The organism is Sphingopyxis sp. JAI128 (assembly GCF_014207235.1).
Lineage (GTDB): Bacteria > Pseudomonadota > Alphaproteobacteria > Sphingomonadales > Sphingomonadaceae > Sphingopyxis.
This window is the reverse complement of sequence record NZ_JACHDA010000005.1, coordinates 118,750-141,784: the sequence shown is the minus strand read 5'-3', so window position 1 is coordinate 141,784 and position 23,035 is coordinate 118,750. Positions and strand designations below refer to the sequence as shown.

At 66.9% G+C, this 23,035-nt stretch carries 20 protein-coding genes; 9 read left to right on the top strand and 11 right to left on the bottom strand.

Features of this window, described 5'->3' with window-relative positions:
• Positions 1-70: 70 nt before the first annotated feature.
• From HDC35_RS13525 to HDC35_RS13490, 8 genes are all read right to left on the bottom strand, one after another.
• Complete coding sequence (locus HDC35_RS13525; protein WP_184647651.1) at positions 71-544, bottom strand: hypothetical protein; 474 nt, start codon at positions 542-544, stop codon at positions 71-73.
• A gap of 147 nt (positions 545-691) precedes the next feature.
• Entirely contained in the window at positions 692-1,660 is a 969-nt protein-coding gene (locus tag HDC35_RS13520; protein ID WP_260397730.1) for a threonine dehydratase, read from the bottom strand.
• 64 nt (positions 1,661-1,724) lie between these two features.
• The gene (locus tag HDC35_RS13515; RefSeq protein WP_260397729.1) at positions 1,725-2,243 is read right to left on the bottom strand and encodes a GNAT family N-acetyltransferase; all 519 of its coding nucleotides are present in this window, start codon (positions 2,241-2,243) and stop codon (positions 1,725-1,727) included.
• A 27-nt stretch (positions 2,244-2,270) separates the two neighbouring features.
• Positions 2,271-3,155: a haloalkane dehalogenase gene (locus HDC35_RS13510; protein ID WP_184647649.1), complete on the bottom strand. Its 885-nt coding sequence runs from the start codon at positions 3,153-3,155 to the stop codon at positions 2,271-2,273.
• Positions 3,156-3,191: 36 nt separating this feature from the next.
• The gene (locus HDC35_RS13505) at positions 3,192-4,526 is read right to left on the bottom strand and encodes a PQQ-binding-like beta-propeller repeat protein (RefSeq protein WP_184647647.1); all 1,335 of its coding nucleotides are present in this window, start codon (positions 4,524-4,526) and stop codon (positions 3,192-3,194) included.
• A gap of 181 nt (positions 4,527-4,707) precedes the next feature.
• Positions 4,708-5,265 (bottom strand): DUF1993 domain-containing protein, encoded by a 558-nt coding sequence (locus tag HDC35_RS13500; protein ID WP_184647645.1) that lies wholly within the window; start codon positions 5,263-5,265, stop codon positions 4,708-4,710.
• Positions 5,262-5,729: an SRPBCC domain-containing protein gene (locus HDC35_RS13495; RefSeq protein ID WP_184647643.1), complete on the bottom strand. Its 468-nt coding sequence runs from the start codon at positions 5,727-5,729 to the stop codon at positions 5,262-5,264. The genes HDC35_RS13500 and HDC35_RS13495 overlap by 4 nt, the downstream gene beginning before the upstream one ends.
• Entirely contained in the window at positions 5,726-6,124 is a 399-nt protein-coding gene (locus HDC35_RS13490) for a helix-turn-helix transcriptional regulator (protein WP_184647641.1), read from the bottom strand. Before HDC35_RS13490 ends, HDC35_RS13495 begins: the two co-directional genes overlap by 4 nt.
• A 238-nt stretch (positions 6,125-6,362) precedes the next feature.
• Between HDC35_RS13490 and HDC35_RS13485 the strand changes: the two genes are divergently transcribed.
• The gene (locus HDC35_RS13485; protein WP_184647639.1) at positions 6,363-6,875 is read left to right on the top strand and encodes a nuclear transport factor 2 family protein; all 513 of its coding nucleotides are present in this window, start codon (positions 6,363-6,365) and stop codon (positions 6,873-6,875) included.
• A gap of 442 nt (positions 6,876-7,317) precedes the next feature.
• Here HDC35_RS13485 and HDC35_RS13480 read toward each other — a convergent pair whose 3' ends face one another.
• The gene (locus HDC35_RS13480) at positions 7,318-7,938 is read right to left on the bottom strand and encodes a LysE family translocator (RefSeq protein ID WP_184647637.1); all 621 of its coding nucleotides are present in this window, start codon (positions 7,936-7,938) and stop codon (positions 7,318-7,320) included.
• An 87-nt stretch (positions 7,939-8,025) separates the two neighbouring features.
• Complete coding sequence (locus HDC35_RS13475; RefSeq protein WP_184647635.1) at positions 8,026-9,366, bottom strand: pepsin/retropepsin-like aspartic protease family protein; 1,341 nt, start codon at positions 9,364-9,366, stop codon at positions 8,026-8,028.
• A gap of 434 nt (positions 9,367-9,800) precedes the next feature.
• On the opposite strand from HDC35_RS13475, the gene HDC35_RS13470 reads away from it, so the two are divergent.
• The 8 genes from HDC35_RS13470 to HDC35_RS13435 all read left to right on the top strand — a co-directional run bounded on the left by HDC35_RS13470 (position 9,801) and on the right by HDC35_RS13435 (position 21,455).
• On the top strand, positions 9,801-10,187 hold the full coding sequence (locus tag HDC35_RS13470; protein WP_184647633.1) for a nuclear transport factor 2 family protein: 387 nt from the start codon (positions 9,801-9,803) through the stop codon (positions 10,185-10,187).
• A complete protein-coding gene (locus tag HDC35_RS13465; RefSeq protein ID WP_184647631.1) occupies positions 10,177-11,403 on the top strand; it encodes a DUF1624 domain-containing protein in 1,227 nt (408 codons plus the stop codon). Before HDC35_RS13470 ends, HDC35_RS13465 begins: the two co-directional genes overlap by 11 nt.
• A gap of 196 nt (positions 11,404-11,599) precedes the next feature.
• Positions 11,600-12,610, top strand: a complete 1,011-nt coding sequence (gene trpS, locus HDC35_RS13460) for a tryptophan--tRNA ligase (protein WP_184647629.1) — start codon at positions 11,600-11,602, stop codon at positions 12,608-12,610.
• 374 nt (positions 12,611-12,984) lie between these two features.
• Positions 12,985-14,148: a hypothetical protein gene (locus tag HDC35_RS13455; RefSeq protein WP_184647627.1), complete on the top strand. Its 1,164-nt coding sequence runs from the start codon at positions 12,985-12,987 to the stop codon at positions 14,146-14,148.
• A 617-nt stretch (positions 14,149-14,765) separates the two neighbouring features.
• A complete protein-coding gene (locus HDC35_RS13450; RefSeq protein WP_311770773.1) occupies positions 14,766-15,350 on the top strand; it encodes a sigma-70 family RNA polymerase sigma factor in 585 nt (194 codons plus the stop codon).
• The gene (locus HDC35_RS13445) at positions 15,347-16,372 is read left to right on the top strand and encodes a FecR domain-containing protein (protein ID WP_184647625.1); all 1,026 of its coding nucleotides are present in this window, start codon (positions 15,347-15,349) and stop codon (positions 16,370-16,372) included. The genes HDC35_RS13450 and HDC35_RS13445 overlap by 4 nt, the downstream gene beginning before the upstream one ends.
• 83 nt (positions 16,373-16,455) lie before the next feature.
• On the top strand, positions 16,456-19,371 hold the full coding sequence (locus tag HDC35_RS13440) for a TonB-dependent receptor (protein WP_184647623.1): 2,916 nt from the start codon (positions 16,456-16,458) through the stop codon (positions 19,369-19,371).
• Positions 19,365-21,455, top strand: a complete 2,091-nt coding sequence (locus HDC35_RS13435; protein ID WP_184647621.1) for an Atxe2 family lasso peptide isopeptidase — start codon at positions 19,365-19,367, stop codon at positions 21,453-21,455. Before HDC35_RS13440 ends, HDC35_RS13435 begins: the two co-directional genes overlap by 7 nt.
• On the opposite strand, the gene HDC35_RS13430 is transcribed toward HDC35_RS13435, so the two are convergent.
• Positions 21,420-22,997: an asparagine synthase-related protein gene (locus tag HDC35_RS13430; RefSeq protein ID WP_184647619.1), complete on the bottom strand. Its 1,578-nt coding sequence runs from the start codon at positions 22,995-22,997 to the stop codon at positions 21,420-21,422. The two genes, HDC35_RS13435 and HDC35_RS13430, sit on opposite strands and share 36 nt — an antisense overlap.
• Positions 22,998-23,035: the final 38 nt, after the last annotated feature.

Below are 23,035 nucleotides of genomic sequence, written 5' to 3'. Positions count from 1 at the left end.
CCCTGCTCCGGTACCGGGCATCTCGGTATCCTCTCCCCTGGAGGGCGGCTTGCCGCCCTCCTTTTTTCTTTCAGCGATGGGCACCCAACGCTGCTGCTTGCTCCGTACAATCGGTCTCGACGCTGTACTGCAGCGTCCCGATGATCCAGCGGTCGCCCGCGCGGCGCAGGCCGGCGGCTACCTCGCCGCAATGATGGAGCCGTCCATCTATCCGGTAGCTGTAGCGCCCGACGACGGTCGCGAAGCGCTCGCCGACGATCTCGCGCGCGCCGTGGAGCTCTTCGGAAAATGGTGCGGCGTCCGGATCGACCGCCAGATAGTCGGCGAGCGTCGCATGGCGCGGCAGTGCCTGCCCGTCGCGCGCCATGATGACGGCGATCGAACCCGCCGGGTCGACATGGGTGTCGAGAAAGCCGCGATCATCTGCGGAAATCGCCTCGAAGAGGAGGGTGGTCACCTCGAGCGGCGATCGCGCGGGAGCGGGTAGCCCGGGCGCGCGGGCGGCGTGCGCGACGGCAAGCGGCAGGACCAGAGTTTCGAGCATGATATCTCCCTTGCATGGCCGGAATCGGGGCCGACTCCGTCGCAGCCGGCCGCTGCGACGGCACCATGGCAGACGGTGACCATCAATGTCGGCCGCCGGTGCTCGTGACCGCTAGGCCGCCCCGTCCGCGGGAAGACAGCCTTCCGGTCAGGGTCGCGGCGTGTCGCCTGCAAGAATCGCGGCCATCACGGCCCGGTCGATGTTGCCGCCGGACAGGATGATCGCGACGCGCTTGCCCCGATAGCGCTCGCGGAGCCGGAACAGCGCAGCCAGCGATGCGGCGCCCGCGCCTTCGGCCAGATTGTGCGTGGTCTCATAGAAGGTCCGGATGGCATCGGCGATCTCGTCTTCGCTGACCTGCACCACATCGGCAGCGCCGTGCCGGACGATCGCGACGGCTTCGTCGGGCGGTTCGCGGCACGCGAGACCGTCGGCAAAGCTCGCGGCAACCGCCGGGCCCGGCAGCTCGTAGCCACGGTACCGCATGGCGAATGCCGGTGCCTGCTCTGCAACGACGCCGACGATCTCGGTTCGCAGGCCGAACAGGTCGCGCATCGCGATCAGTCCGCAGATACCGGTTCCGACGCCGATCGGGACGATGACCGCGTCGAGATCGGGCAGCTGCGTGAACAGTTCCCACCCATAGGTTGCGACACCGCGGACGATCTCGCGGTGGAAGGAGGGAACGAGAAGGAAGCCGCGGTCACCGGCTTCCTGCGCCGCAATGGCGCGCGCCTCGTCAAAATCGCGCCCGCGGATCAGCAGTTCGGCGCCAAAGGCCTTCATCGCCGCATTCTTCTCTTCTGAATTTTGCTCGGGCACGACGACGATCGGGGTGATTCCGGCGGCGCGCGCGGCGAGCGCGATCGACTGGCCATGATTGCCCCGGGTTGCGGTCACGAGGCCGTCGGGACGCGTCTGCCGGCAAAGGCTGTCGATATAGACAAGCCCGCCGCGCGCCTTGAAAGACCCCGTGGGGGTGTGGTTCTCATGTTTGACGTACAGCTCGACACCGGTGCGCATCGCCAGTTGCGGCCACGCATGGGTGGGGGTGGGCGGTACGCGGCGCCGCACGATCTGGAGCGCGCCCTCCATCTCCGTGTCGGTGAAGTTCAAGCTTCTCTCGCTTCCCAGCCTGCCAGGCGCGACCTGTGATACTTGCCCCGGTGCCGCCCGCTCATCACGTGAGTGCCAGCCCGAGGAAGCGGGCGCCTGGCGTCGGGTTCTCGCTGATCGGGTCTGCATCGCCGAAGCCGAAGCTGGCGTAGAGCTGCTGCGCCGCCTCGAACTCCGCGAGAACGTCGAGGCGCATTTCTGCGTATCCCGCCGCGCGGGCCGCGTCGATCGCCGCGGTGACCAGCTTTCTTCCCATGCCGGTGCCGCGAGCAAATGGTCGCACATAAAGCCGCTTCATCTCGCAGATGGCATTATCCTCCCTGCGAAAGGCGACACAGCCGGCAAGGCGGCCCTCGATCTCGGCAAGAAATATACGACCCTCCGGCGCTTCATATTTCCCCGGAAGCACGGCGAATTCGCTTTCATTGTCCTGATATTCGAGACTGACGCTCGGGCTCGCGACATACTCGCGCCAGATATCGAGCACCGCTGCCATGTCGCCCGGAAACTCGGCCTCGCGAATATGAATGACCTGGCTGCGGGCGCGGTTCGCCGAATCCATCGTCACGGTCTTCCTCTCCATCCTCTCGCTGCCCGGTGACAAGGTGTCTCAGGCCGCTTCGATATCCGCGATCCAACGCGCGATCTCGGTGCCGATCGTAGCGGGATGATCTTCCTGCAGATAATGCGCGCCCGCTCCGAGTTGGACCAGTCGGCAAGCCGGGAGCTGCGCCGCGAAACTCTCCGCGAAGGCGGGTGAGACGAGCGCGCCGGGATCGCCCGCAAACAGCAGCTTGGGATAGGCCGAGGTCGCAAGATCGGCATGGGCCTTTTCGAGTATGGCTGCGACGTCGGCCGGCTCGCCTGCGATCGGCAGTTCGTTGGGCAGCCGCCAGATCGGCTTGCGTGCATCCGCGCTGAGAAACGGCGCCCGGTAGACATCCATTTCGTCCGCGCTGAGCGCGCGCTTGATCGACCCCGGCAAGACGCGCTCGATGAAGGCATTATTCTCGATAATTGCTTCCTCGCCAGCGCCGGGCGTCCGGAACATGCGGAAGGTCTGACGCGCCTCGTCCGACTGGTGAAACGCGTCCCAGTCGGGAAAGGGCCGGATAAATTCCATGAAGGCGAGGCCGCGGATCATCTCTGGCCGGCGCGAGGCGAGATGGAAGGCGAGGGCGGTGCCCCAGTCCTGGGCGACGAGATAGGCGCTCTCGATCCCGGCGGTCTCGATGAAAGCATCGAGATAGCGCACATGGTCGACAAAGCGGTACTCGATATCGGGTTTGCCCGACTGCCCGAAGCCGATCAGATCGGGCGCGATGCAGCGCGCGACCGGCGCCACATGGGGCAGGATGTCGCGCCAGATATAAGAGGAAGTCGGATTGCCGTGGAGGAACAGCGCGACCGGCGCATCGGGGGATCCCAGCGTCCGGTAGGCCATGGGAGAGCCGAGCACGTCGAGCGTCGGCAAGTCTTCATCGGCAATCTTCATTTCATCCTCTTTGTCGTTGCGAGTTCGAGCGTGGAGCTATGGAATTGCTTTGGGCGAACCATGGTCTCCGCCGGCCTCAGCGCCGCGCGCGGCTTTTCGCCGCGGGCCCGCATAGGCGTGCATCTCGCCAAGGATCGTCGCCACATAGACTGTTCCGTCAGGTCCGAGGGTGGTGCCCACGGTGAAGATCGGCTTGCCCGGGATTGCATCGCGGTCGAGTATCGCACCCGTGCGCGTGTCGATGGTCAGCAGTTCGGCGCGGCCGTGCCCGAGCGACGCGGTCGGATAGGCCTTGAACCCGCCAGCCTGCGTCGCGACGCCGAAATTGTTGACGTCCGCCTTCCGCCACACGGTTTCGGCGTGGTCGCCCGCATCGCGGAGCGCCATCAAGGCCGCCTTTGCGCCGCCGGCGGGAATGATCAGCCCTTCGGGTGACGTCGAGACGCTGCCGCCCGCGGCATAGCCGATGGGAAGGCTCCACAGGATATTCCCGGTCGCCGCATCGAGCGCATGGAGACCGCCCTCATTGTCGGTCAGGTAAAGGCGCTTGCCGTCGGCCGAGATGTCCGGGCTCGCCGCGCTTCCGCCGGGCAGGCTCTCGTTCACCCACTCCTCGACCAGCGTTGGCGACGAACCGCCCGTGATGCGCATCGCCCTGATGCCGGCGCGCGGCGCGCCGGGGGCCCAGAAGGTGAAGAAAATCCGGCCCGTGGCCATGTCGACCGCCGGCGTGTTCGCGCTCGGGCATTCGGGAAGTCCGCGCATGCACGCCATCGCCCCCTTCGATGGATCGAACCTCGGGTTGGGAACGAGCGCGTGGGGCTCCATGACGGCACGGCCGGACTGTCGATCGAGGATGTAGATCACCCCGACATTGGTGATGAACACGACATCCCCATGCGGCGTGAACTGTGCCGACAGCGGTACCCCGATGATCGGCGTCGTCCATCGGAGTTCGCCAGCCGGGCTGAACGAGCGCATCGCCTTGCCGTCGGCGACGAAGAGGTTGCCGTCGCGGTCGAGCAGCGGCGAAGAGGCGACCGCCAGCTTGTCGACCACGTCGGAGCACCAGAGCGTCTTTCCGGTCGCGCCGTCGAGAGCATGGAGGCGGCATCCCGAGCCGCTCGAGGTGAAATAGATTCGGCCCGCAGCGTCGGCGGTCGGGCCGAGGTTGATCATGCCGCCGAACGACCGCGACCAGGCAAGCTTCAGTTCGCCGGGACCCTCGCCCTGGTGATAGTCGGTATTCGCTGCGTCGGCGTGCACCGCCGACCAGCCGGGGCCATAGGCGCCGCCGCCGTCTGCGGCAGCCTTCGCTCCGGGGAGGGCAAGAAAGGAGAGGGCGAAGGCTGCGGCTCGGCCGGCTGTCATCGATCTGGTCATGACGTGGCCGATCCCGCGAAACCGCCACCGGGAGACGAACACGGCGTATCATAATGTGAAGAAATGTATCCTTTCGCACGCGAACGCGGAGCCGGCCGGGACCTGCTCACCGGCGCGCCCTGGCGTTGCCCCGGCGCACGGCCCGGGAAAATTCTCGGCGCTGTCTGCGTCACGACTCTGCCCGGGCGCCCCCCGAAGCGTCCTCGCCGGACACGAGATGTCGCCGCATATGGCCAAGATAGTCGCGGATCCCGAGGCCGACGCCGTTATTGCGCAAGATCGCGTAGGCGGTGACGAGATGGAAATAAAATTGCGGGAATGCCCAGTCATCGAGCATTTCGTTCCCCGACATGCGGAACAACTGGCCCGTGGTCGTATGCACTTCGACGTCGCTCCCGAACGTCCGCGTCGCCTCGCCCGGCGCCCGATCGCGGAGCCGGTCGATGGTGCGGCGGATCAACGCCTGCAGCGCCTCGAGCGTTTCTCCCTCCAGGTCGATCGACACCGCGTCGGGTCGGCCGGCCAACCGCGCTTCCGCCTCGAGCGCGTGCCGGCAGGTCAGTTCGACATGCTGCGAGAGATCGAACATGTCCGGTGCGAGCCTTGCATGCACGATTCTCGCCCCGGGCGGTCCCGAGGGCGATGTGCGCGCGGTGTCGAGGATATGGTCCAGCGCCTGCAGCATCTGGACGAACACATTGGCGGGATATGGAAGTGTCGCGGTCACCGGACATTCTCCGGCTCGCCGAGAACGCCTGCCATCCGCGCGAAGCCCTGCTCCAGTATGAAGGCGAAGCCGAACTCTTCGGCGGCTTCCCGGTCCCCGGAGCTCGGAAAGAGCGCTTCGAAGCGGAGCAGCGTTCCGCCCGGCGTCTCTTCGAGGCGCACGAGGTTGAGTGGGCCGCTGCTGTCTGCGGCGTCCTGCCAGGCGAGGATGTGCGGCGGCTCGACGCGGGTGAAGCGGAAGCGCAGCGAATGCTCGGTTCCGTCCGGGGTTCGCATGACGTGCGACCAGATACCGCCGACCCGCACGTCCATCTCGCAATGGGGATTTGCAAAGCCGTCACCGCCATACCAGAGTGCCACCCGGGCAGGATCGGTGAGCGCGGACCACAGGTCCTGCGCCGACGCCGCGAAGACCCGCTCCATCCTGATCGATCGCGCGTCCACCGGGTCACAGTCCGACGTCATTGCCTGTCTCCTTCTTCCGGCATTTCGCTATCATCTGATCCCGTGGTGTCCGGAACGGCAGGTGGCTGCCAGGCTGCCGTCTCGCCCAGATGGGCCGCCAGGCTGTCGAAGCTGCGATCCCAGAAGCGGCGATAGGCGTCGAACCACGCCGCCGCCGGTTCGAGCGGCGCGGCGTCGAGCCATCGCGGTCGCCACTGCGAATGGCGTTCCTGGCGGATCAGTCCGGCATCTTCGAGAACCTTGAGATGCTTCGAAACTGCCGCGGGGCTCATCCGGTAAGCGCGGGCGAGCTGCCCCGCGGGCAGCGGTCCGTCTGCCAGCCGCTCCAATATGTGCCGCCGGGTCGGGTCGGACAGCGCATGAAAAACCTGACTGACCTGATCTCGCGCTGCCATAATTTCTCCAACTGGTTATAAACCATATGGTGAAATGATGCATGGCACGCGATGGGTCGTCAAGAGACAGGCCAGGGAACGTCGCGCGAGAAGACATGCACCGTCTCCTGCCCCAAAATGAATGCGCGCAAAACAGGGGGAGAGGCCGTTCGGCAGGACGATCCGCCCCTCCGCCGCAACTTGCTTCCGCCCTTGTCGCGCTGCGGCAACGGTGGCGGACAAGCTATGGAGGGACGTTATGCGTTTGCCCGCGATCGGTTCGTTACAACGTCATGGAACAAGGCGCAGCGTCCTCGCACTAGGCAGCGCGCTCGCGCTGTCGCCGGCGCTTGGTTTCGTCGCGGCGCCTGCTTTCGGCGCCGACCCGGCCTCGCCTTCGACGCAGCCGGCGCGCGAGCAATCGCCGGCTGGGGTCGTCGCCGCGTTTGTCGAGGCGCAGGGCCGGCTCGATACGGCGCGGATGACCGCACTGATGGCCGACGACTATGTCGAAATATCGCCGCTCGGTGCGATCGATGCGCGCCGCGACGTAATCGGCTTCTTTTCCGATCCCGCGGTGCGGCCGTACATGGTGAAGCTGTCGGTAGAACAGGAACGCGAATGGGCGGCGACGGCGCTGGTGATCGCGACGCTCACGTCCGAGGTCGACGGGAAACAGCGCCTGTTGCGGACGAGCTATTTTCTGCGGCGCAGCGCCGGATCATGGCTGATTGCTGCGGTTCAGTACACCGCCGTCCGAACGCCCGGCTAGTCACCGGCGTCCGCTCAAGCTCAGCATATTCCGCCCGTCACGCGGTGCAGAAGCTCTCAGTCGTCATCGCAGCGCGGATCCCAGCGGGGTTCGCGGCGAACCTGTTCCGCCGGGAGAAGCTCGCCTTTTTCGTCGAGACGATAAGGCGCAAGTCCCGCGAGGAACCAGCGCGCGAGCGGGAGTGTCCGAAATGCCTGCAGCTCTTCGCTGCTGTGATGCCAGCGCGGAGGCAGCATGGCGAACAGCAGGTCGTTCGCGACCAGTTTTGCCCTGAGTCCAATCGATGCGGGGATGCGGCGCGATGTGCCGCAGCCCGTGCAACGCCTGCCCGAAGTTCAGGGCCGCATGCTTGCCATATTCTTCCGCCCAGACCGGGATTTTCATCTGTCGATCTTTCCGGCGAGGCGCGCGCAGCGTCTTGGCATTGCGCCCGCGCCATCGTTCATCGTTTCATCGCTGCCATCGCAACGCCTGCGGACATCACCGCCGCGCCGCCCGCGCGCTGGCACCATTTCCTGACGCCGTCGCGCCGGATGAATCCCGACGCCGTGGACGCGGTCAGCGCATAGAGCGTGTCGGTTGTCGCGGCGATCGCCGTGAAGGTGACGGCGAGCAGCGCGGCCTGCGGCAGATAGGGCTGGTCGGCGCGGATGAATTGCGCGGCGAAGGCCATGAAGAACAGGATCGTCTTCGGGTGAAAGGTGCCGACAGCGATATTGGTCATGAAGGCCGCGCGCGGGCTGATCGGGCGCGATCCGGGCCGTTCGTCGCCTCCGCCGCCACTCCTCACGATGGCGAGGAGGCCGATCACGATCAGGTAAAGCGCGCCGGCCCATTTGAGAATCGCGAAGGCGGTCGCCGACGCGCCCAGCACCGCCCCCGCGCCCGCGAGCGAAACCGAGATGGCGAGCGCGTTGCCGACCGCCATGCCCGCCACCGACGCAAGCGCCGTCGCGCGCCCCGAACTGAAAGCAAAGCCGATGATGCTCGCGACGCCCGGGCCCGGAATGAGCGCCATCACGAGCGAAGCAGCTGCGAAAGTGAACCAGAGATGCAAGTCCATATGAGCCTTCCTATCTGAGTGAGCTGTGCTGCGGACCGCCGGCGCATATCCGGAAGCGCGCCATTGGTCTGCGAATCGGGGTCCTGATCATCTTTCCGGCATCGGCGATCCAGACGGGTAATTGCTGCCGTCCGGGGCCGCTGTTCGGCACCCGCGGCGAGCGATGCGCCGGGCGCCATCGCGATCTCCTCCGATATCGGCGCGCATCTGCCCGAGATCAAGACGGAACCAGCCCGCCTGCCCGACGATATCCTGCCCGAGCCGCCCGAGATGATGGTCGGCTATTCCGGTCGGGTCGCCGAGTGCCAGATCGACGTCGCGTGCGCACGCTGCCCAGTCGCCGATACGGACCTCGAGCGCCGGCACCTTGGCAACCGTGCCGACCGCCGTCCCGCCCGCGCCCGACACCGATCGCTCCGCGAGAGCGTTCGCGCGATATGCGGAAAAGCGCCGTGCGAACCAGGCCGTGAGCTCGGTGCGGGCGGCGCCGGTGTCGAGATGGAGGGCGACCGGGCGGCCATCGACAAGCGTCTCGATATAGAGATCGCTGCCGTTTGCGAACAAGGGGATACTTCCGCTGGCGGGCAGGCTGTTCCCCCACTCGAACCTGTCGGGGCGGAACGCGATCCGCTCGAGCGCGAGGAAAACGGGAAAACCGATGATCGCGTCGATGTCATAGCCGCCGGGCACCGGAAAGCTGAGCGCATCGTCGTTGAGCACGATGAACGCAACATCGTGCAGCGTCGCGCCGGCGAACGCCATCCGGTCGGCCACCGCCACCTCGATATCGACGCTCTCGACGGTCGAGCTTCCGACCGCCGCCGTGCCGGCTATAAACCGTATTCCGAGCCGCTTTGCGAGCGAGCGCCGGATGACCGAGAGGTTAGCGCCCGTATCGAGCACCGCCTCGATCCGAACGTCGCCGATCTGCGCCGGCGCCCGGACCAGCCCGACCTTGTCGCGCCATAGCGGCGCCGCGCCATCTTTCGCTGCATCGATCCGCTGCTGCGGTGCGCTGGCGAGCAGCAGGGCCGTCGACCGAAGCTGGCGAGCGCCGAGGAGGCCGTCGCTCGCGCCATCCTCTTCGAGACTGGCGATCCACCGGTCGGCGGTGGCCGCGGCGCGGGCGTATCCGCCGCGGGCGAACTCGACTCCCGCGAGCGCGGAGAGGGCCGCGCTACGCTCGCTGGCGCTACCCGTTCGCAGCACATTGTCTGCCCAGCGCCGGGTCGCGGTCTCGTCCAGCCTCGCGGCTGCCAGTCGTGTTTCGAGCAGGGGCTGTGCGCTCGACCCCGCAACCGTCCGGCGCGCTGCCATCAATGCGGGCCAATCGTTCGTTTCGGCAAGAGCCGCGATATCCGGGGCCGACGCATCGGGCCGGGGAAGAGGCGAGCAGGCGGCAAGCAGCGAGGCCGCTACGGCAGTCATCACCAAGGCCGCACGCTCCGGGAGCCGCGCCCGGCGCGGTTCCACCGCCCGGGAACCGGACCGGCCTGCGTGCAAGGGTCGCCCGGGAAGGGCTGCCATCTCGTTGTCGCCGCCGCTCTGCCGCCTCAACGTCGCCATGCCGCAGCGCCCGGCCGGGGCGCAGCAAAGCGTCCGAGGCTGCCTGAGACGATCGTTCGTCATTACGTCCATCTCCTGTCGGCCGGCTGCGGTATCGCGCCGGATGCTTCGTGCCGCGCGTCGGCCCCCCCCCCCCCCTCGGACGCGCCGGGCGATGCCGCACCGATGAATGCGGCGAACGGTCGAATCGGGCGGTCGAACTTCGCTGGTCTTATCGGCGCGCTTCGTCATGATAATGAGCACGCTTGCCGGCGAAAGCGGCCTGCGCGCGCAGGTCCGAAGGGAGAGGAGGGAACGTGACAGCTCTGGAGTTCGCGCATTCATGGTGCGCCGCCTGGAACGCGCACGATCTCGATGGGGTGCTCGCGCTGTTCCACGAGGACGTCGTGTTCACCTCGCCGCTCGCGACGACGATGCTTCCCGATACATCGGGGCGTATCGAGGGCAAGGCCGCGCTTCGGATCTACTGGACCGAGGGGCTCCGCCGTATTCCGGATCTGCACTTCACGATCGAGGCCGTTTTCGAGGGCGTCGGGACGCTGGTTATCCAGTATCGCAACCAGAAGGGAGGCCTTGTTTCCGAGGTTCTCGTCCTCGAGGAGGGCAAGGTGCGATGGGGCGCGGGATGCTATCTCCTCGATCCCGGCGGTGCGTGCGGCGATCCGGTACCCGATGCCGGCTGACCCTGCTCCTCCCGGCGAGCGTCCGGGCGGCGCGGGACGCGTCGCATCGATCGATCTCCTTCGCGGTCTCGTGATGGTCGTGATGGCGCTCGACCATGTGCGCGACTTCACGAGCCGTAGCGCCATGCAAGGCAGCCCGACCGACCTCGCGACGACAACCGCCGCGGTCTTCTTCACGCGCTGGATCACCCATATCTGTGCGCCGGCTTTCGCCCTCGCGGCTGGCCTCGCGGCGTGGCTATGGTGGCAGCGACACGGCGATCGCCGCGCCCTGTCGCGCTTCCTCGTGACGCGCGGCCTCTGGCTGATGGCGCTCGAAATCGGTGTCATGCAGTTCGCCTATTATTTCGCCTGGCCCGTCACGGCGCCGGTGCTGCTCCTCGTCCTCTGGTCGCTGGGGCTCTCGATGGTCGCGCTCGCGGGTCTCGCCTGGTTGCCGCGTCCGGCCATCCTCGTCGTCGCGCTCGCCGCGATCCTCTGTCACCCCCTGCTCGACCCTCTACAGGCGAGCAGCTTCGGAGCCGCCGCGGGCATCTGGAACATTCTCCATCAGGTCGGGGCCTTTCCTGTCGGCAGCGCCGTGGTCGCAACACCCTATCCGCTGATCCCCTGGGCCGGCGTCATGGCGCTGGGCTTTGCCCTGGCGCCGGTCTTCCATCTGCCTCAAGGCATCCGGCTCCGCACGCTCCTTGCTCTCGGCATCGCCGCGCTGACGATATTCGTGCTTCTGCGCGTCGGCAACGCCTATGGCGATCCCGTTCCATGGCAAGCGGATCCCGATCCGCTCCGGACCGTCATGTCGTTTCTCAACGTCTCGAAATATCCCGCCTCGCCGGCGTTCCTCGCGATGACCCTCGGTTTCGCCTTCCTGCTGCTCGGACTGTTCGAAGGCGGCCACGCACGGGTCCGGCCCGGCAGCATCCTGCTCACGCTTGGCCGCGTCCCTCTCGTCTTCTATATCCTGCACTTCTTCGCCGCGCACCTGTTCGCGACTTTGCTCTGGTTCGCAATCTACGGTCCGCCGGCCGCATCATTCTCCTTTCTCCCTTATCCCTCGTTCGGCGGTCCTCGCGGAGCCTTCCCGGCCGATTTCGGCCTGCCACTCTGGGGCAGCTATGCGGTGTGGCTCGCCGTCCTCGCCGCGGTTTATCCGCTCTGTTCCCGATTCTCGCGCTTCAGAGCGGAAAGACAATATTGGTGGCTGCGCTATCTCTGAACCCTCCCGGCAGTCTTGGCGGGGCGCGACCAATTCGTTATCGGACCGCCATGACGTTCGCATGCCCGAATCCCGCCCTGTGCTGGTGGCCCGCTCCCTGAGCGCGGCCCGTCATTGATCATGACCTTGCCGCTGCCATCGGCGGCCAGGTTATTCTCCACCCTCGACGGCAGCGGCACTTCCAAGGAGAATTGCCATGTCGTCCCGTCCGCGTCCCGTCATCCTCACCGGCGATCGCCCGACCGGCCCGCTGCACCTCGGCCATTATGCGGGGTCGCTGTTGGCGCGCGTGTCGCTGCAGCACAGTCATCGGCAGTTTGTGCTGATCGCCGACACCCAGGCCCTGACGGACAATGCGAGCGATCCCGGCAGGATCGCGCCGAACATCGTCGAGGTTGCTCTCGACTATCTCGCGGTTGGCATCGACCCCGACGTCTCGACCCTCTGTCTGCAGTCGGCGATGCCGGCACTGGCCGAGCTCACGCTCCTCTATCTCAATTTCGTCACTGTCGCGCGGCTCGAACGCAATCCGACGATCAAGGACGAAATCCAGATGCGCGGCTTCGGACGCGACATCCCGGCGGGCTTTCTGTGCTATCCCGCGGCGCAGGCGGCCGACATCACCGCTTTCAAGGCGACGCTTGTTCCCGTGGGCGCAGACCAGGCCCCGCTCATCGAACAGACCAACGAAATCGTCCGGCGCATCAATCGCCAGGCCGACCGCCAGCTTGTTCCCGAAGCGAAGGCGCTCATCCCGGAAGTCGGGCGCCTGCCCGGGGCGGATGGCCAGGCGAAGATGAGCAAGTCGCTCGGCAACGCGATACCCCTGTCGGCGAGCGACGAGGCCATCGCCGAGGCCGTACGGAGCATGTACACCGATCCGGGCCATATCCGCGCCTCGGACCCGGGCCGCGTCGAAGGCAATGTGGTCTTCACCTATCTCGACGCGTTCGATCCCGACCGCGCCGCGGTAGCCGACCTCAAGGCGCATTATCGGCGCGGCGGCCTCGGCGACATGGCGCTCAAGCAGCGGCTGACAAGGGTTCTGCAGGCTATGATCGGACCGATCCGCGAGCGACGTGCGGAACTGGCGCGCGACAGCGCGGCGGTCATCGACATGTTGCGGACAGGCAGTCGCAGGGGCGAGGAGATCGCGGCCGGGACGCTGGAGGAGGTGAGGAACGGTCTCGGCCTGCGCCGGCTATGAGCGCGCGCCCGGGACCGTGAGCGTTTCGTCATGATCGTGGGCTGACGCGGCAGGAATCTCGGCCGGGGCCGTTACGCTTCGTTGCCAAATGATACTATGGCGTCGGCTTCCGGTTACGCGGCAAGTGGAGAGACATCGGCTTCTATCCCGAGGGGAAGCCGATGAACCTGGCTACGCGTCTCGAAAGCGCTTTTATACCCTGGCTGCGCCATGCAGCGCGCTCCCGGCGCCATCGGGAGCGGCGCAAGGCCGTCGGCGCGCGTCGCTTGGTGCCGGGCAGGCAAATCTTGGGCGGCGAGGCGTCTCGCCGGAGCGAAAGGTCAATGGGACGTGCTGTATCCGCATGCCTTTCTATCTGCCTTGTCGCGCTCGCCGTGGCTTCAGCGCCGCTCTCGGCCCCGACCGCAAAGGCCTTCGCTGCCGTTCCGGCCGAGCCGGCCTGCGCATGGGGCTCGCGACTCTCGGTCGGCGGGGGAGGGCGCAATCTTCTCTTCATCGACGCCGCCGCGGCCTACTGGTCGACCGAGATCGCCGTGCCTCCCGGCGCGACGATCCGCCTTCAAGGTGACTTTCCACATGCGCGCTATATGTCTCTCGTCGCTTATGATGCGCGCCGCCGAACGATCGACCACCTCGCCGATACCGCTATTCGTCCCGATCCCGGTTCGGTCAATCCGTTTATGCCGGGCGCATTCCGATCCTCCGGCGATCGCCGCTTCAGCATCGCGATCGTCGACGCGGCGGTCCCGGCCGACAAGACGGCCTCGAACACTCTTTATGCGAGACCGTCCGGCCAGCCGCGCGAAGGCGGGACCGTTCGCTTCACGCTCCGTGTCTATCAACCCGATGCCGGGGTCGCATTCGACGATATCGCGTTGCCCGGGATCGAGATTGTTGATCGCGACGGACGGACGCATGTCGTTCCGTCATGTGCTCCTTCCGCCGTCGCCGCCGGCGGCGAGCGCCTGGGCAAGCTGCTCGGCGCGTTCCTCGCGAGCCGCTTCAAGACGATGGAACCGCTGGCCTGGGCGATCTTCACGCCCGACGGGCTCGGCGAGAATATCGACAACGCCTATATCTACACGGCTTTCGATCCGGAATATGGCGAGGTCCTCGCGTTCGAGGGTCGTGCGCCGTCGGTCCCCGCTACCTTTGCCGGCGCCCCGGTCATGGGCGAGGGCGAGCTTCGCTACTGGTCCTTCTGCACGAGCCGGATGACCACGGCGGTGATCGATTGCGCCGTTGACGAATTCGTTCCCCTGGACGGCCACGGCAATTATCTCGTTGCAGTGACCACGCCTGCGAAGCGCCCGCGCAATGCCGTTCGCGAGTGCGGTGTCGCGTGGCTCGCCGCGCCCCCCTCGGGCCCGGGCGCGCTCGTCTATCGCCACATGCTGCCCGCCCCGACCTTCAGCCGGTCGATCCAGTCGCTCGGCGCTGCCGGCAACCCCGCGGCGCTCGGCGACTATCTGCCGCGGGGACGCTATTCTTCGAAGGAAGCGTTCGAGGCTCTTGGATGCCCCGTGGTGCGGCCCTGACCGCACCGGCCGCCGGCCGAGTTCCGGGCCCATCCCGCAGGACGTACCGTCTCGGTCGTTACCCTTTGTTGCACTGTGACATCAGCCCTTCATCGCCGCGTTACCGGGTGGCCGCGATGATCATGTCCTGCGCTGGCGGGCGGGTGCTCCGCCAGGCATCGGCGCAGGCTCGCGGGTTTCGCCGTTTCGACACGGACCGTTGCGGCGCGAACGACCGGGTGGCCGGGGCGCATGTCCAGGTCCTTGCGATGGGCTAAAGGTCCCGGCACATGCTCAAGCATGTTTCCTTCACCCGGTTTTCGCTCCATCCCCAACTGCTTGAATATTGAAGTCGCGAAGCTATGATTCGGGTGCGCGCCGCTAATGCGGCGTGCGAGGCGAGATTGCCGCGCATACGGGAAATTGGGCCGGAACAGCTTGTATCCGGGTCGCAGCCGCGAATGTCCAGGCCGCGCAAGCGGTTAAAGGCGGCAGCGCATGTTCCGGGGCGGAATCTGACAACCGGCGTGCCCGGTTGGCCTCCCTTCCGGAGAAAAGCCCATGGTTCCGGGCTATCCTGTCGCGCCCGCCGCGTGCCCATGCTGTGGGGACTGCGCGCCTCGCCGGGCGGTGTCTGCGTGCAATTGAAACCCGCACCCTCGGTCGAGAAGATCGCGTCGCTCGGCGAGGGCGACCCTCTGCCGCCCGACGACGCGCGCCCGCGCGGGCGCGCTCCGTTGATCGAGCGCCTCTATCGCGCGCATCACGAGGGGCTGGTGCGTCTCCTTCGCCGCCGCGGTCGCGGCGACGAGGCCCATGACCTGGTCCAGCGCGTATTCTGCCGGCTCGCCGGGCTCAGCGAGCGGGAGCAGCAGGGAATTGTCGCGCCGGCCGCCTATCTGAGGCGCGCGACCGGTAACATGCTGCGCGATACCGCGCGGCAGGACCAGCGGCGCTCGGCGGCGTGTCACATCCCTGACGGAGAGGCGGCGCTCAGGGCGCCCGACCCCCTGGCGCTTCTCGAGGCGCGGGACCGGCTGCGCCGGCTTGAAGCCGCTCTTACCCGTCTCAAGCCCCGGACCCGCGAAATTTTCCTCGCGCACCGGATCGACGGCTATAGCTATGCTGAAATTGCCGCCCGCACGGGGCTCAGTATCAAGACGGTCGAAATGCACATGACTCGCGCCATTGCCCATCTTGCACGCGCTGCCGAGAATCCATGATCGCCGATTCTCCGGACAGCGGGGCGCGGAGCGCGGCGGAGTGGTTTGCCGTCATGCGGGGGCCGGCGGCCGATACCGAGCGTGCGGCCTTCGAGGCGTGGCGCGCCGACCCTGCCCACGCCGAGGCCTATGCGCGGCTCGAGAGAACATGGAACGAGAGCTTGTTCCTCGCCAACCGGCCGGTGGCAAGGGCGCGCGATCTGTCGCGCGCACGCCCCCGCTTGCCGTCGGGGGCGGTCATCGCCGCCTGTGCCGCGCTGCTGACCCTGCTTTCAGCCGGCTTGCTCGCCAACCAGATGGAATGGATCGCGGGTTCCCGGGCCGGAAAGCCCGGCGCGTCGCAGGTTGCTGCGGAGGTGATTTCGGCAGGTGAAAGGATCCGGACGCTTCGCCTTCGCGACGGGTCCTGGGTGACGCTCGACAGCGGCGCCGCGGTCGAGGAACGCATGACCGCCAGCGAGCGGCGACTTGTTCTCCTGCGCGGACGCGCACGGTTCGATGTCGCGCACGACCGGGCAAGGCCGTTCATCGTCGATGCCGGCGAAGGACGCGTGATCGCCCATGGCACGCGGTTCGACGTTGCGTTCGAGAATGCCGCGGTGCGTGTCGCGCTGATCGAGGGATCGGTGGAGGTTCGCGGCGGTCCTCGCGGGATTTCCGGGTCCGACGGGACCAGATATCTGTCTCCCGGTGAGCAGCTGCTCGTCACGCGGGGCACGGTGGGCAATCCCTCACCGACAAGCGCGGGGCTCCTCTCCTGGCCAGACCCGATGATCGGCTTCGATGGCGTCCGTCTCGCCGACGCGGTTGCGCGCTTCAACCGGGAAAGCGGTGCAAGCGTCCGCGTCGAAGGGCCCGGACTGGAGGCGCCTCGGGTATCGGGGACGTTCCGCCGCGACGATCCGCGAGGCTTCGCGGCGTCGCTGGCCGCGAGTTTCGGTCTCGAGGTCGTGGAGGCCGCGGGCGGCAGTCTCGTGCTGCGCGCTCCGCCGTCGCGGGTCTCGCGCGACAGGGGGACGTAAAAAGTCACAGGGTTTATTTCGCGGCCAGCGTCTTGGCGGTCGAAAGGTGGCACGGAAGGTGCCCGCTCGATCGGGAGACGACAATGCGACATGGGGATTTATTCTGCGTTCTGATGGGCACGGCCGCGGTGCTGGCGCCGGCGACGGCAAAGGCGCAGGGTGAGGGGAAGCAGCAACTCAGCCTCGCCGAGCAGCCCCTTGGGGCGGCGCTTCGCGCGATCGGGGCACGATACGGACGCAATATCAGTGTTTCGTCGGACCTTGTCGACGGGCGCACCTCGCCGGCGATCGAGGGTCGCTTCGGGTTCGAGGAGGCGGTCGCCGAACTGCTGCGGGGCAGCGGTCTCGTCGCTGTTCCCGCGGGGCGGGGGCTTTCGATCCGGCGCGCCGAGGCGGCATCGGACGATAGAGATATCGCGGCGGAAGACGATATCGTCGTCACCGGTAGCCGCATCCGCGGGACCGCGCCGGCTGGCGCCCGCATCGTCACGATCGATCGCGAGGCGATCGAACAGAGCGGCTATGCAACCACCCAGCAGATCGTCCAGGCCCTGCCCCAGAATTTCGGCGGCGGGCTCAACGAAGGCACGATCGGCTTCACGATCCGCAACAACAGCAATGCCAATCTCGGCTTCGGCTCGAGCGTCAACCTACGCGGGCTCGGGACGACGTCGACGCTGACGCTGATCGATGGCAACCGGGTCGCGCTCGGGGGCGTGTCGGGCATGTTCGTCGATCTGTCGCTGATCCCGGCATCGGTGATCGACCGGGTCGAAGTGCTCGCCGACGGGGCTTCGGCGATCTACGGTTCCGATGCGGTCGCGGGCGTGGTCAATGTCCGCCTGCGCAATGATTTCGAGGGCGCGGAAACCCGCGCGCGCTTCGGTGCCGCGGACGGTTTCGAGGAGTGGCAGTTCGGCCAGATCGCCGGCACGGGCTGGTCGAACGGTCATCTCACGCTTGGATATGAATATTACCGTCGCGGCAATCTCGCTGCCTCCGATCGCGATTATGCCACCGAGGATCTGCGGCGCTTCGGCGGCCCCGATTACCGCAAGAATTTCTCCAATCCCGGCACGATAATCGCGGCCGACGGCTCGATCTTCGCCATCCCGCGCGGCCAGGACGGAACGCGGCTGACAGCCGCCGACCTCCTCGCGGGCAAGCCTAATCTTGCCGACGGCCGGGCGGATAGCGACATTCTGCCGCGCCAGCGGCGTCACGCTGTCTTCGGCTCGCTCACTCAGGACCTCGCGCCCTGGCTTCGCTTCACCGCGCAGGGTTTCTATGCCGACCGCCGCAGCGAGGTGCGCACGACCCCCGACAATTATGGCTATGTGGTCGTCCCCGTGACCAATCCTTTCTACGTCGATCCGACCGGGACCGGCGAGCCGGTCATGGTCAACTACGATTTCACAAAGGATCTCGGGCCCGAGACACGGCGGGCCCATGTGCGGGCATGGAGCGCCAATGCCGGATTCGAGGCAAGCCTCGGGCGCTGGCGCGCCGAACTGCGCGGCTCCTATGGGGTCCAGCGCGAAAATGACCTCACGGTCAATGTTCCGAATTACTATTATCTCGCAGAGGCGCTCGCCGATCCGGATCCGGCGTCGGCCTATAATCTGTTCGGCGACGGGTCCTTCACGCCGCGCGCGACGATCGAGCGCATTCGGGGCTATCGCGAAGGCGAGGGCGTCTCGCGGGTTCGCTCGGCAACGCTGAAATTCGACGGGCCGCTGTTCGCTCTGCCTGGCGGCTTTGCGCGCCTCGCGATCGGCGGCGAAATCCGCTCGGAGCGTTATGGCTCGACCTCGACCGACTTCGATTTCTCGCCCGAACCGGACAGCGGCGGATCGGCAGGCTTTCCGATCTCGCGCAGCGTCAGCGCAGCCTATGCCGAACTTTCGCTCCCATTCGTCGGCCCGGCGCAACATATTCCGCTCGTCGAGGCGTTCGACCTCTCGGTCGCAGGCCGCATCGAGCGTTACAGCGACTTCGGCACGACCGCCAATCCGAAGATCGGTGCCACATGGAAGCTTGGTGGCGGTTTTGCTTTGCGCAGCAACTGGGGTCGGTCCTTCCGCGCCCCGAGCTTCGCCGACATCCGGACAGGCAGGGGAACCGCAGCCTATATCCCCCTTCCGGTGCCCGATCCGGCTTCGCCTAGCGGGACCACCAATGTCCTGGCGCTGATCGGCTCCAATCCCGACGTCGGTCCCGAGAAGGCGGTTACCTGGACGGCGGGGGCCGTCTATACACCACCGGCGCTACCGGGCCTCCGGCTCGACCTCGGCTATTTCGATATCCGCTATCGCGACCGGATCGCCAATCTCGGTACGGACTATATGGCGTTCCTCGGCAACCGCGATCTCTATGGATCGCTCATTACCGACAATCCCTCCGCCGAGCTTCTCGCCCGCTATTATGGCGACGAGAATTTCCGCAATCCATTCGGTATCGCGGCGAACGCGATCGGCGCGATCGTCGACGGGCGGACGCTCAATCTTTCCTCGGTTCGGATGAACGGGATCGATTTCGACCTTGGCTATACCGGCGCAGCCGGCGAGACGAAGGTTTCGGCGGGGGTGAGCGGCGCCTGGATATTCGGAATCCGCCAGCGGATCACGCCGACCGCTCCGGACCAGGATGTCGTCGCGACGACCGGCAACCCCGTCGACCTGCGCCTGCGCGGCCGGCTGGCGGTGTCGAACGGCCCATGGAGTTCGGCAGCCTTCGTCAACTTCACGAACGGCTACCGCAATACCACGGTGGTCCCTTCGGCAAAGGTCGCGAGCTGGACCACGGTCGACCTCCAGCTGGGCTACGACGTCAGGGCCCTCCTGCGAGGCACGCGGTTATCGCTCAGCGTCTCGAACCTGTTCGACCGCAAGCCGCCCTATGTGGAGAATGCCGATATCTTCTCTGCCTCGGGCTATGATCCCGAAAATGCGAGCCCCGTCGGCCGTCTCGTTGCGCTGCAGCTGGTGAAGACATGGTAGGCGGCCTGCTTCCCGTGCTCGCGCTGCTCGCGGCCGGGGCGACCGCAGACGGTCCGGCCGCTCACGCGCCGACGGGCGAGAACGCCGCCGCTATCGAGGCGGCTTCCACGATCCGCGAAATCGTCGAAGTCGCGGATCTGTCGAGTATCGCGGTCTCGCCGGACGGCCGGCAGGTCGCATTCCGGCTGGAACGAGCGTCGGTCGCCAGGAATGATTTCGACCTCGGCTGGTATGTCGTGCCAGCGGACGGCTCGGCGCCGCCGCGGCGGATCGCCGATGCCGGGGAGGGCGAGCGGCGCGACGGCGAACTCGCCTCGGAGCCGCCGCTCTGGTCGGCGGACGGAGGCGCGATTCTCTTCCGCAAGGTCGCGGGCGGCGAGGTGCAGATATGGCGCGCGGCGGCGGACGGCTCGACAAGCGCGGCGCTGACCGGCGATGCCGCCAATATCCGGCGGTTCGCACTCGGTCCGGAGCCTGGCACTCTCGTCTATGCGACCGGCGCGACGCGCGCGGCAATCGAGGCGGCCGAGCAACGCGAATATGACGAGGGCGTGCTGATCGACGCGCGGGTCGATCCCGCGCGGCCGCTCCATCGCGGCGCACGGATCGAAGGGCGGCGCGCCACCGACCGCCTGTCCGGACGCTGGTTTTCCGCAGGGCATCTGCTGTCGGATGCGCCGCTCGAATATCGCGTCCTCGATCTCGCAACCCGGCAGGTCCGGGATGCGACGCCGGTGGAGATCGCCTTGCTTGCGGACCCGCCTGTCTCGCCCGCGACGGCGGCCGGGGAGGCGATCACCGCCGAAGCGAGATCTGGAGACTGGCGCGGCGATGCCCGTGCTGTCGTCGATGGCGGCGTGTCTCGACTGCTGGTCCACCGGGCCGACGGTGACACGATCGCGTGCGCGCAGCCGGCCTGTCGGCAGCGGATCAGCAAGATCGGCTGGCAGGGTCAGCGTGACGGCGTCCTCTTGGCCACGACGAGCCCCGCGACCGATCAGACACTCTACTTGTGGACGCCTGCAAGCGGAGCGGTGCGCCGGATCGGCGGCGGCGAAGGCCGCTGGAACGGCGGGCGCGATGAGCGTGCCTGCACCGTCACCGACTCCGCCGCCTATTGCGTCGCCGCCGCCGCGAACGACCCGCCCCGGCTCGTCCGCATCGATCTTGCGAGCGGTCGCCCGACGATGCTCGCGGACCCCAATCATGCGCTCGTTCAGCCGGGTTCCTTGCGCTTCGAGCCCATCGAGTGGGCTGCGCAATCGGGTCGGCACTTCACCGGCCAGTTGTTGCTGCCCGCCGGCACTCGGCGCGGTCTCCCGCTCTTCGTCACCTATTATCTTTGCGATGGCTATCTGCGCGGCGGGGTCGGCGACGAGTTTCCGATGCGGCAGCTCGCGGCCTCGGGGATTGCAGTTCTCTGCATCAATCGCGTTCCCACGGGCGCGGGCATCGCCGACCAGGCCGAACAATATCGGATCGGCCAGGAAGGCGTCAGCGCGGTCGTCGAGATGCTGGCGGCGCGCGGGATCGTCGATCGTTCGCGCGTCGGCATGGGCGGCGTGAGCTTCGGTGGTGAAACCGCGATGTGGACGGCGCTGAACAGCGATCTGCTATCCGTCGTCTCGATCGCCAATACCTTGCTGTCGCCGACCTATTACTGGTTCAATGCCCTTCCCGGCAGTCCGATCCCGCCGCTCCTCAGGCAAGCCTGGGGCATCGGCAGGCCCGAGGACGATCCTGCGCGCTGGAAGATGCTTTCGCCGTCGATGGAAACGGAAAAGCTCGACGCTCCCCTGCTCATGCAGCTTCCCGAACGCGAATTTCGCTTCAACGTCGAACTTGCGGCCCGGCTGGCGCAGGCGGGAAAGCCGGTCGAGCTCTGGGCCTTTCCCGACGAGACCCACCTCAAATATCAGCCCCGGCACAAGGCGGCGGTCTATGCCCGCAACCTCGACTGGTTCCGCTTCTGGCTGCAGGATCATGTCGATCCGGACCCCGCCAAGGCCGGGCAATATCGGCGGTGGATCGCGATGAAAGCCGGGCGGTCACGGGCTGGCGGCAATAAGCGCGCGGGCCCATAGCTCGGCGTCGATGACCGGCAGGAGATGATAGAAGGTCTGATCGCGCTTGGCGAACGGACGCGCGAGATAGGCTTCGATCGCATCGCGGTCCAGAAGGCCCCGGTCGGCGATCAGCCCGTCCAGCAGGAAAGGCTTGAGCCGGGCCCGATTGACCTCGAATATCCGCGCGCAGAACGCATCCATCGCGCCCTTCGTACGTCGTTCGGCGACCATCGCTGGCAACGCAGGCGAAAAGGCGGCTCGGGCCACTGCGCGGTCACGGCCGCCGGCCACCCACAGCCAGCTAGGCACGGTCAGACAGGCCTCCACGACCGGCTGCGCGAGTAGCGGAAACAGTGACGGCGCAACCGCATGCCGGCCATAGCCATCGAGATGCGCATAGGATGCAAGGATGGCATGGACATGCGCGCGGGCGCCGCCGGGCGTATGCGGCGGTTCGTCCAGCCAATGGTGCGGCGGCGGCTGGTCCGGCAGGCCTTCGTCGGCGAGGAACTGCCGATTGCGCGGCCAGACAGGCGAAGGTCGTGAGCGGCGTGCAGCGCGAAACGACAGACGCGCCACTGTCCAGATATTGCTGTCGTGGACGCGCGCGATATCGGCGATCGTTCTGATGAAGCCGAGCCCGGGACCGTACGTACGAAGCCGGTCCGCAGCGGGTGCCGATGTCCCGAGCGAGCAGAAAACGCAATCCCCGCCCGTACCGTTGACGAACGCCGTCACGCCCTGCTCGCGGCCCACGTCGGCAAAAGCCCGGTCGGCGAGCCGCAACATGGCGAGCATTCCCGTGCGCGCCTCGATCCGCGGCACGACATGAGTCAAATCAATCTCGCCCTCGGTCACGATCTCGATCAACGGAATGCCGGTCGACGCGCTCACCGCACGCGCATAGAGGCGCTCGTCGCCTTCGCTTCCGGGCGTTGCCAGGTTGACGGCTACGGCCGTACGACCGGCAGCGGAAAGCGCGGCGGCGACGACCGACGAATCAAGACCACCCGACAGCTCGAGAGCCACATGTGCTTCGGGCGCGACATGCGCTGCGACCGACAGCAGAATGGCGCCGTGCACCCGTGCGGCGGCGAGGCCGAAATCGTCGATACGGCGCGCAGCGGCGGTGAAGTTCCAGGGAGACCATAGCGGGCGGCTCATCGAACCGGTGGCGGTGTCGATGGCTTCCTCACCCGGCAGGATTTCCTCGATACCGGCGATCCCGGTCCTACGGGCGTGGAGGTGCGAAAATGCGAGATGCTCCGCCACAAAGTGCCAGTCGATGGTCGTGCGCGTAATCCCGAGTCCGTGAAGCAACTCGACGTGCGAAGCGATAAAGAGAAGACCATCGCGTTGCGTGCGGAAGGCGTGCAGGCCGCCCGATGGCGCACGGACCGCGTGAAGCCGCTTCCCGGACCCAGGCGCATCACGCGCCATGATCGCGACATAGTCGCCCCAATGCTTTTCGATCAGCCAAGCACCGAGTGCATCGGGCGAGATCGGACCGATCCGGTCGACGAGCGCGGCGGATCCCGCCGTGTGGAGCGAACCGATCACGCAGCCGTGCCGCGCTATCGGGAGCCACTGCGTCCCCG

Bases quoted from the DNA above. Each gene is read 5' to 3' on its own strand.
- HDC35_RS13525 (WP_184647651.1), bottom strand. From the start codon at position 544: ATGCTCGAAACTCTGGTCCTGCCGCTTGCCGTCGCGCACGCCGCCCGC.
- HDC35_RS13515 (WP_260397729.1), bottom strand. From the start codon at position 2,243: ATGGAGAGGAAGACCGTGACGATGGATTCGGCGAACCGCGCCCGCAGC.
- HDC35_RS13510 (WP_184647649.1), bottom strand. From the start codon at position 3,155: ATGAAGATTGCCGATGAAGACTTGCCGACGCTCGACGTGCTCGGCTCT.
- HDC35_RS13505 (WP_184647647.1), bottom strand. From the start codon at position 4,526: ATGACAGCCGGCCGAGCCGCAGCCTTCGCCCTCTCCTTTCTTGCCCTC.
- HDC35_RS13495 (WP_184647643.1), bottom strand. From the start codon at position 5,729: ATGACGTCGGACTGTGACCCGGTGGACGCGCGATCGATCAGGATGGAG.
- HDC35_RS13490 (WP_184647641.1), bottom strand. From the start codon at position 6,124: ATGGCAGCGCGAGATCAGGTCAGTCAGGTTTTTCATGCGCTGTCCGAC.
- HDC35_RS13485 (WP_184647639.1), top strand. From the start codon at position 6,363: ATGCGTTTGCCCGCGATCGGTTCGTTACAACGTCATGGAACAAGGCGC.
- HDC35_RS13480 (WP_184647637.1), bottom strand. From the start codon at position 7,938: ATGGACTTGCATCTCTGGTTCACTTTCGCAGCTGCTTCGCTCGTGATG.
- HDC35_RS13475 (WP_184647635.1), bottom strand. From the start codon at position 9,366: ATGACTGCCGTAGCGGCCTCGCTGCTTGCCGCCTGCTCGCCTCTTCCC.
- HDC35_RS13465 (WP_184647631.1), top strand. From the start codon at position 10,177: ATGCCGGCTGACCCTGCTCCTCCCGGCGAGCGTCCGGGCGGCGCGGGA.
- trpS (WP_184647629.1), top strand. From the start codon at position 11,600: ATGTCGTCCCGTCCGCGTCCCGTCATCCTCACCGGCGATCGCCCGACC.
- HDC35_RS13445 (WP_184647625.1), top strand. From the start codon at position 15,347: ATGATCGCCGATTCTCCGGACAGCGGGGCGCGGAGCGCGGCGGAGTGG.
- HDC35_RS13440 (WP_184647623.1), top strand. From the start codon at position 16,456: ATGCGACATGGGGATTTATTCTGCGTTCTGATGGGCACGGCCGCGGTG.
- HDC35_RS13435 (WP_184647621.1), top strand. From the start codon at position 19,365: ATGGTAGGCGGCCTGCTTCCCGTGCTCGCGCTGCTCGCGGCCGGGGCG.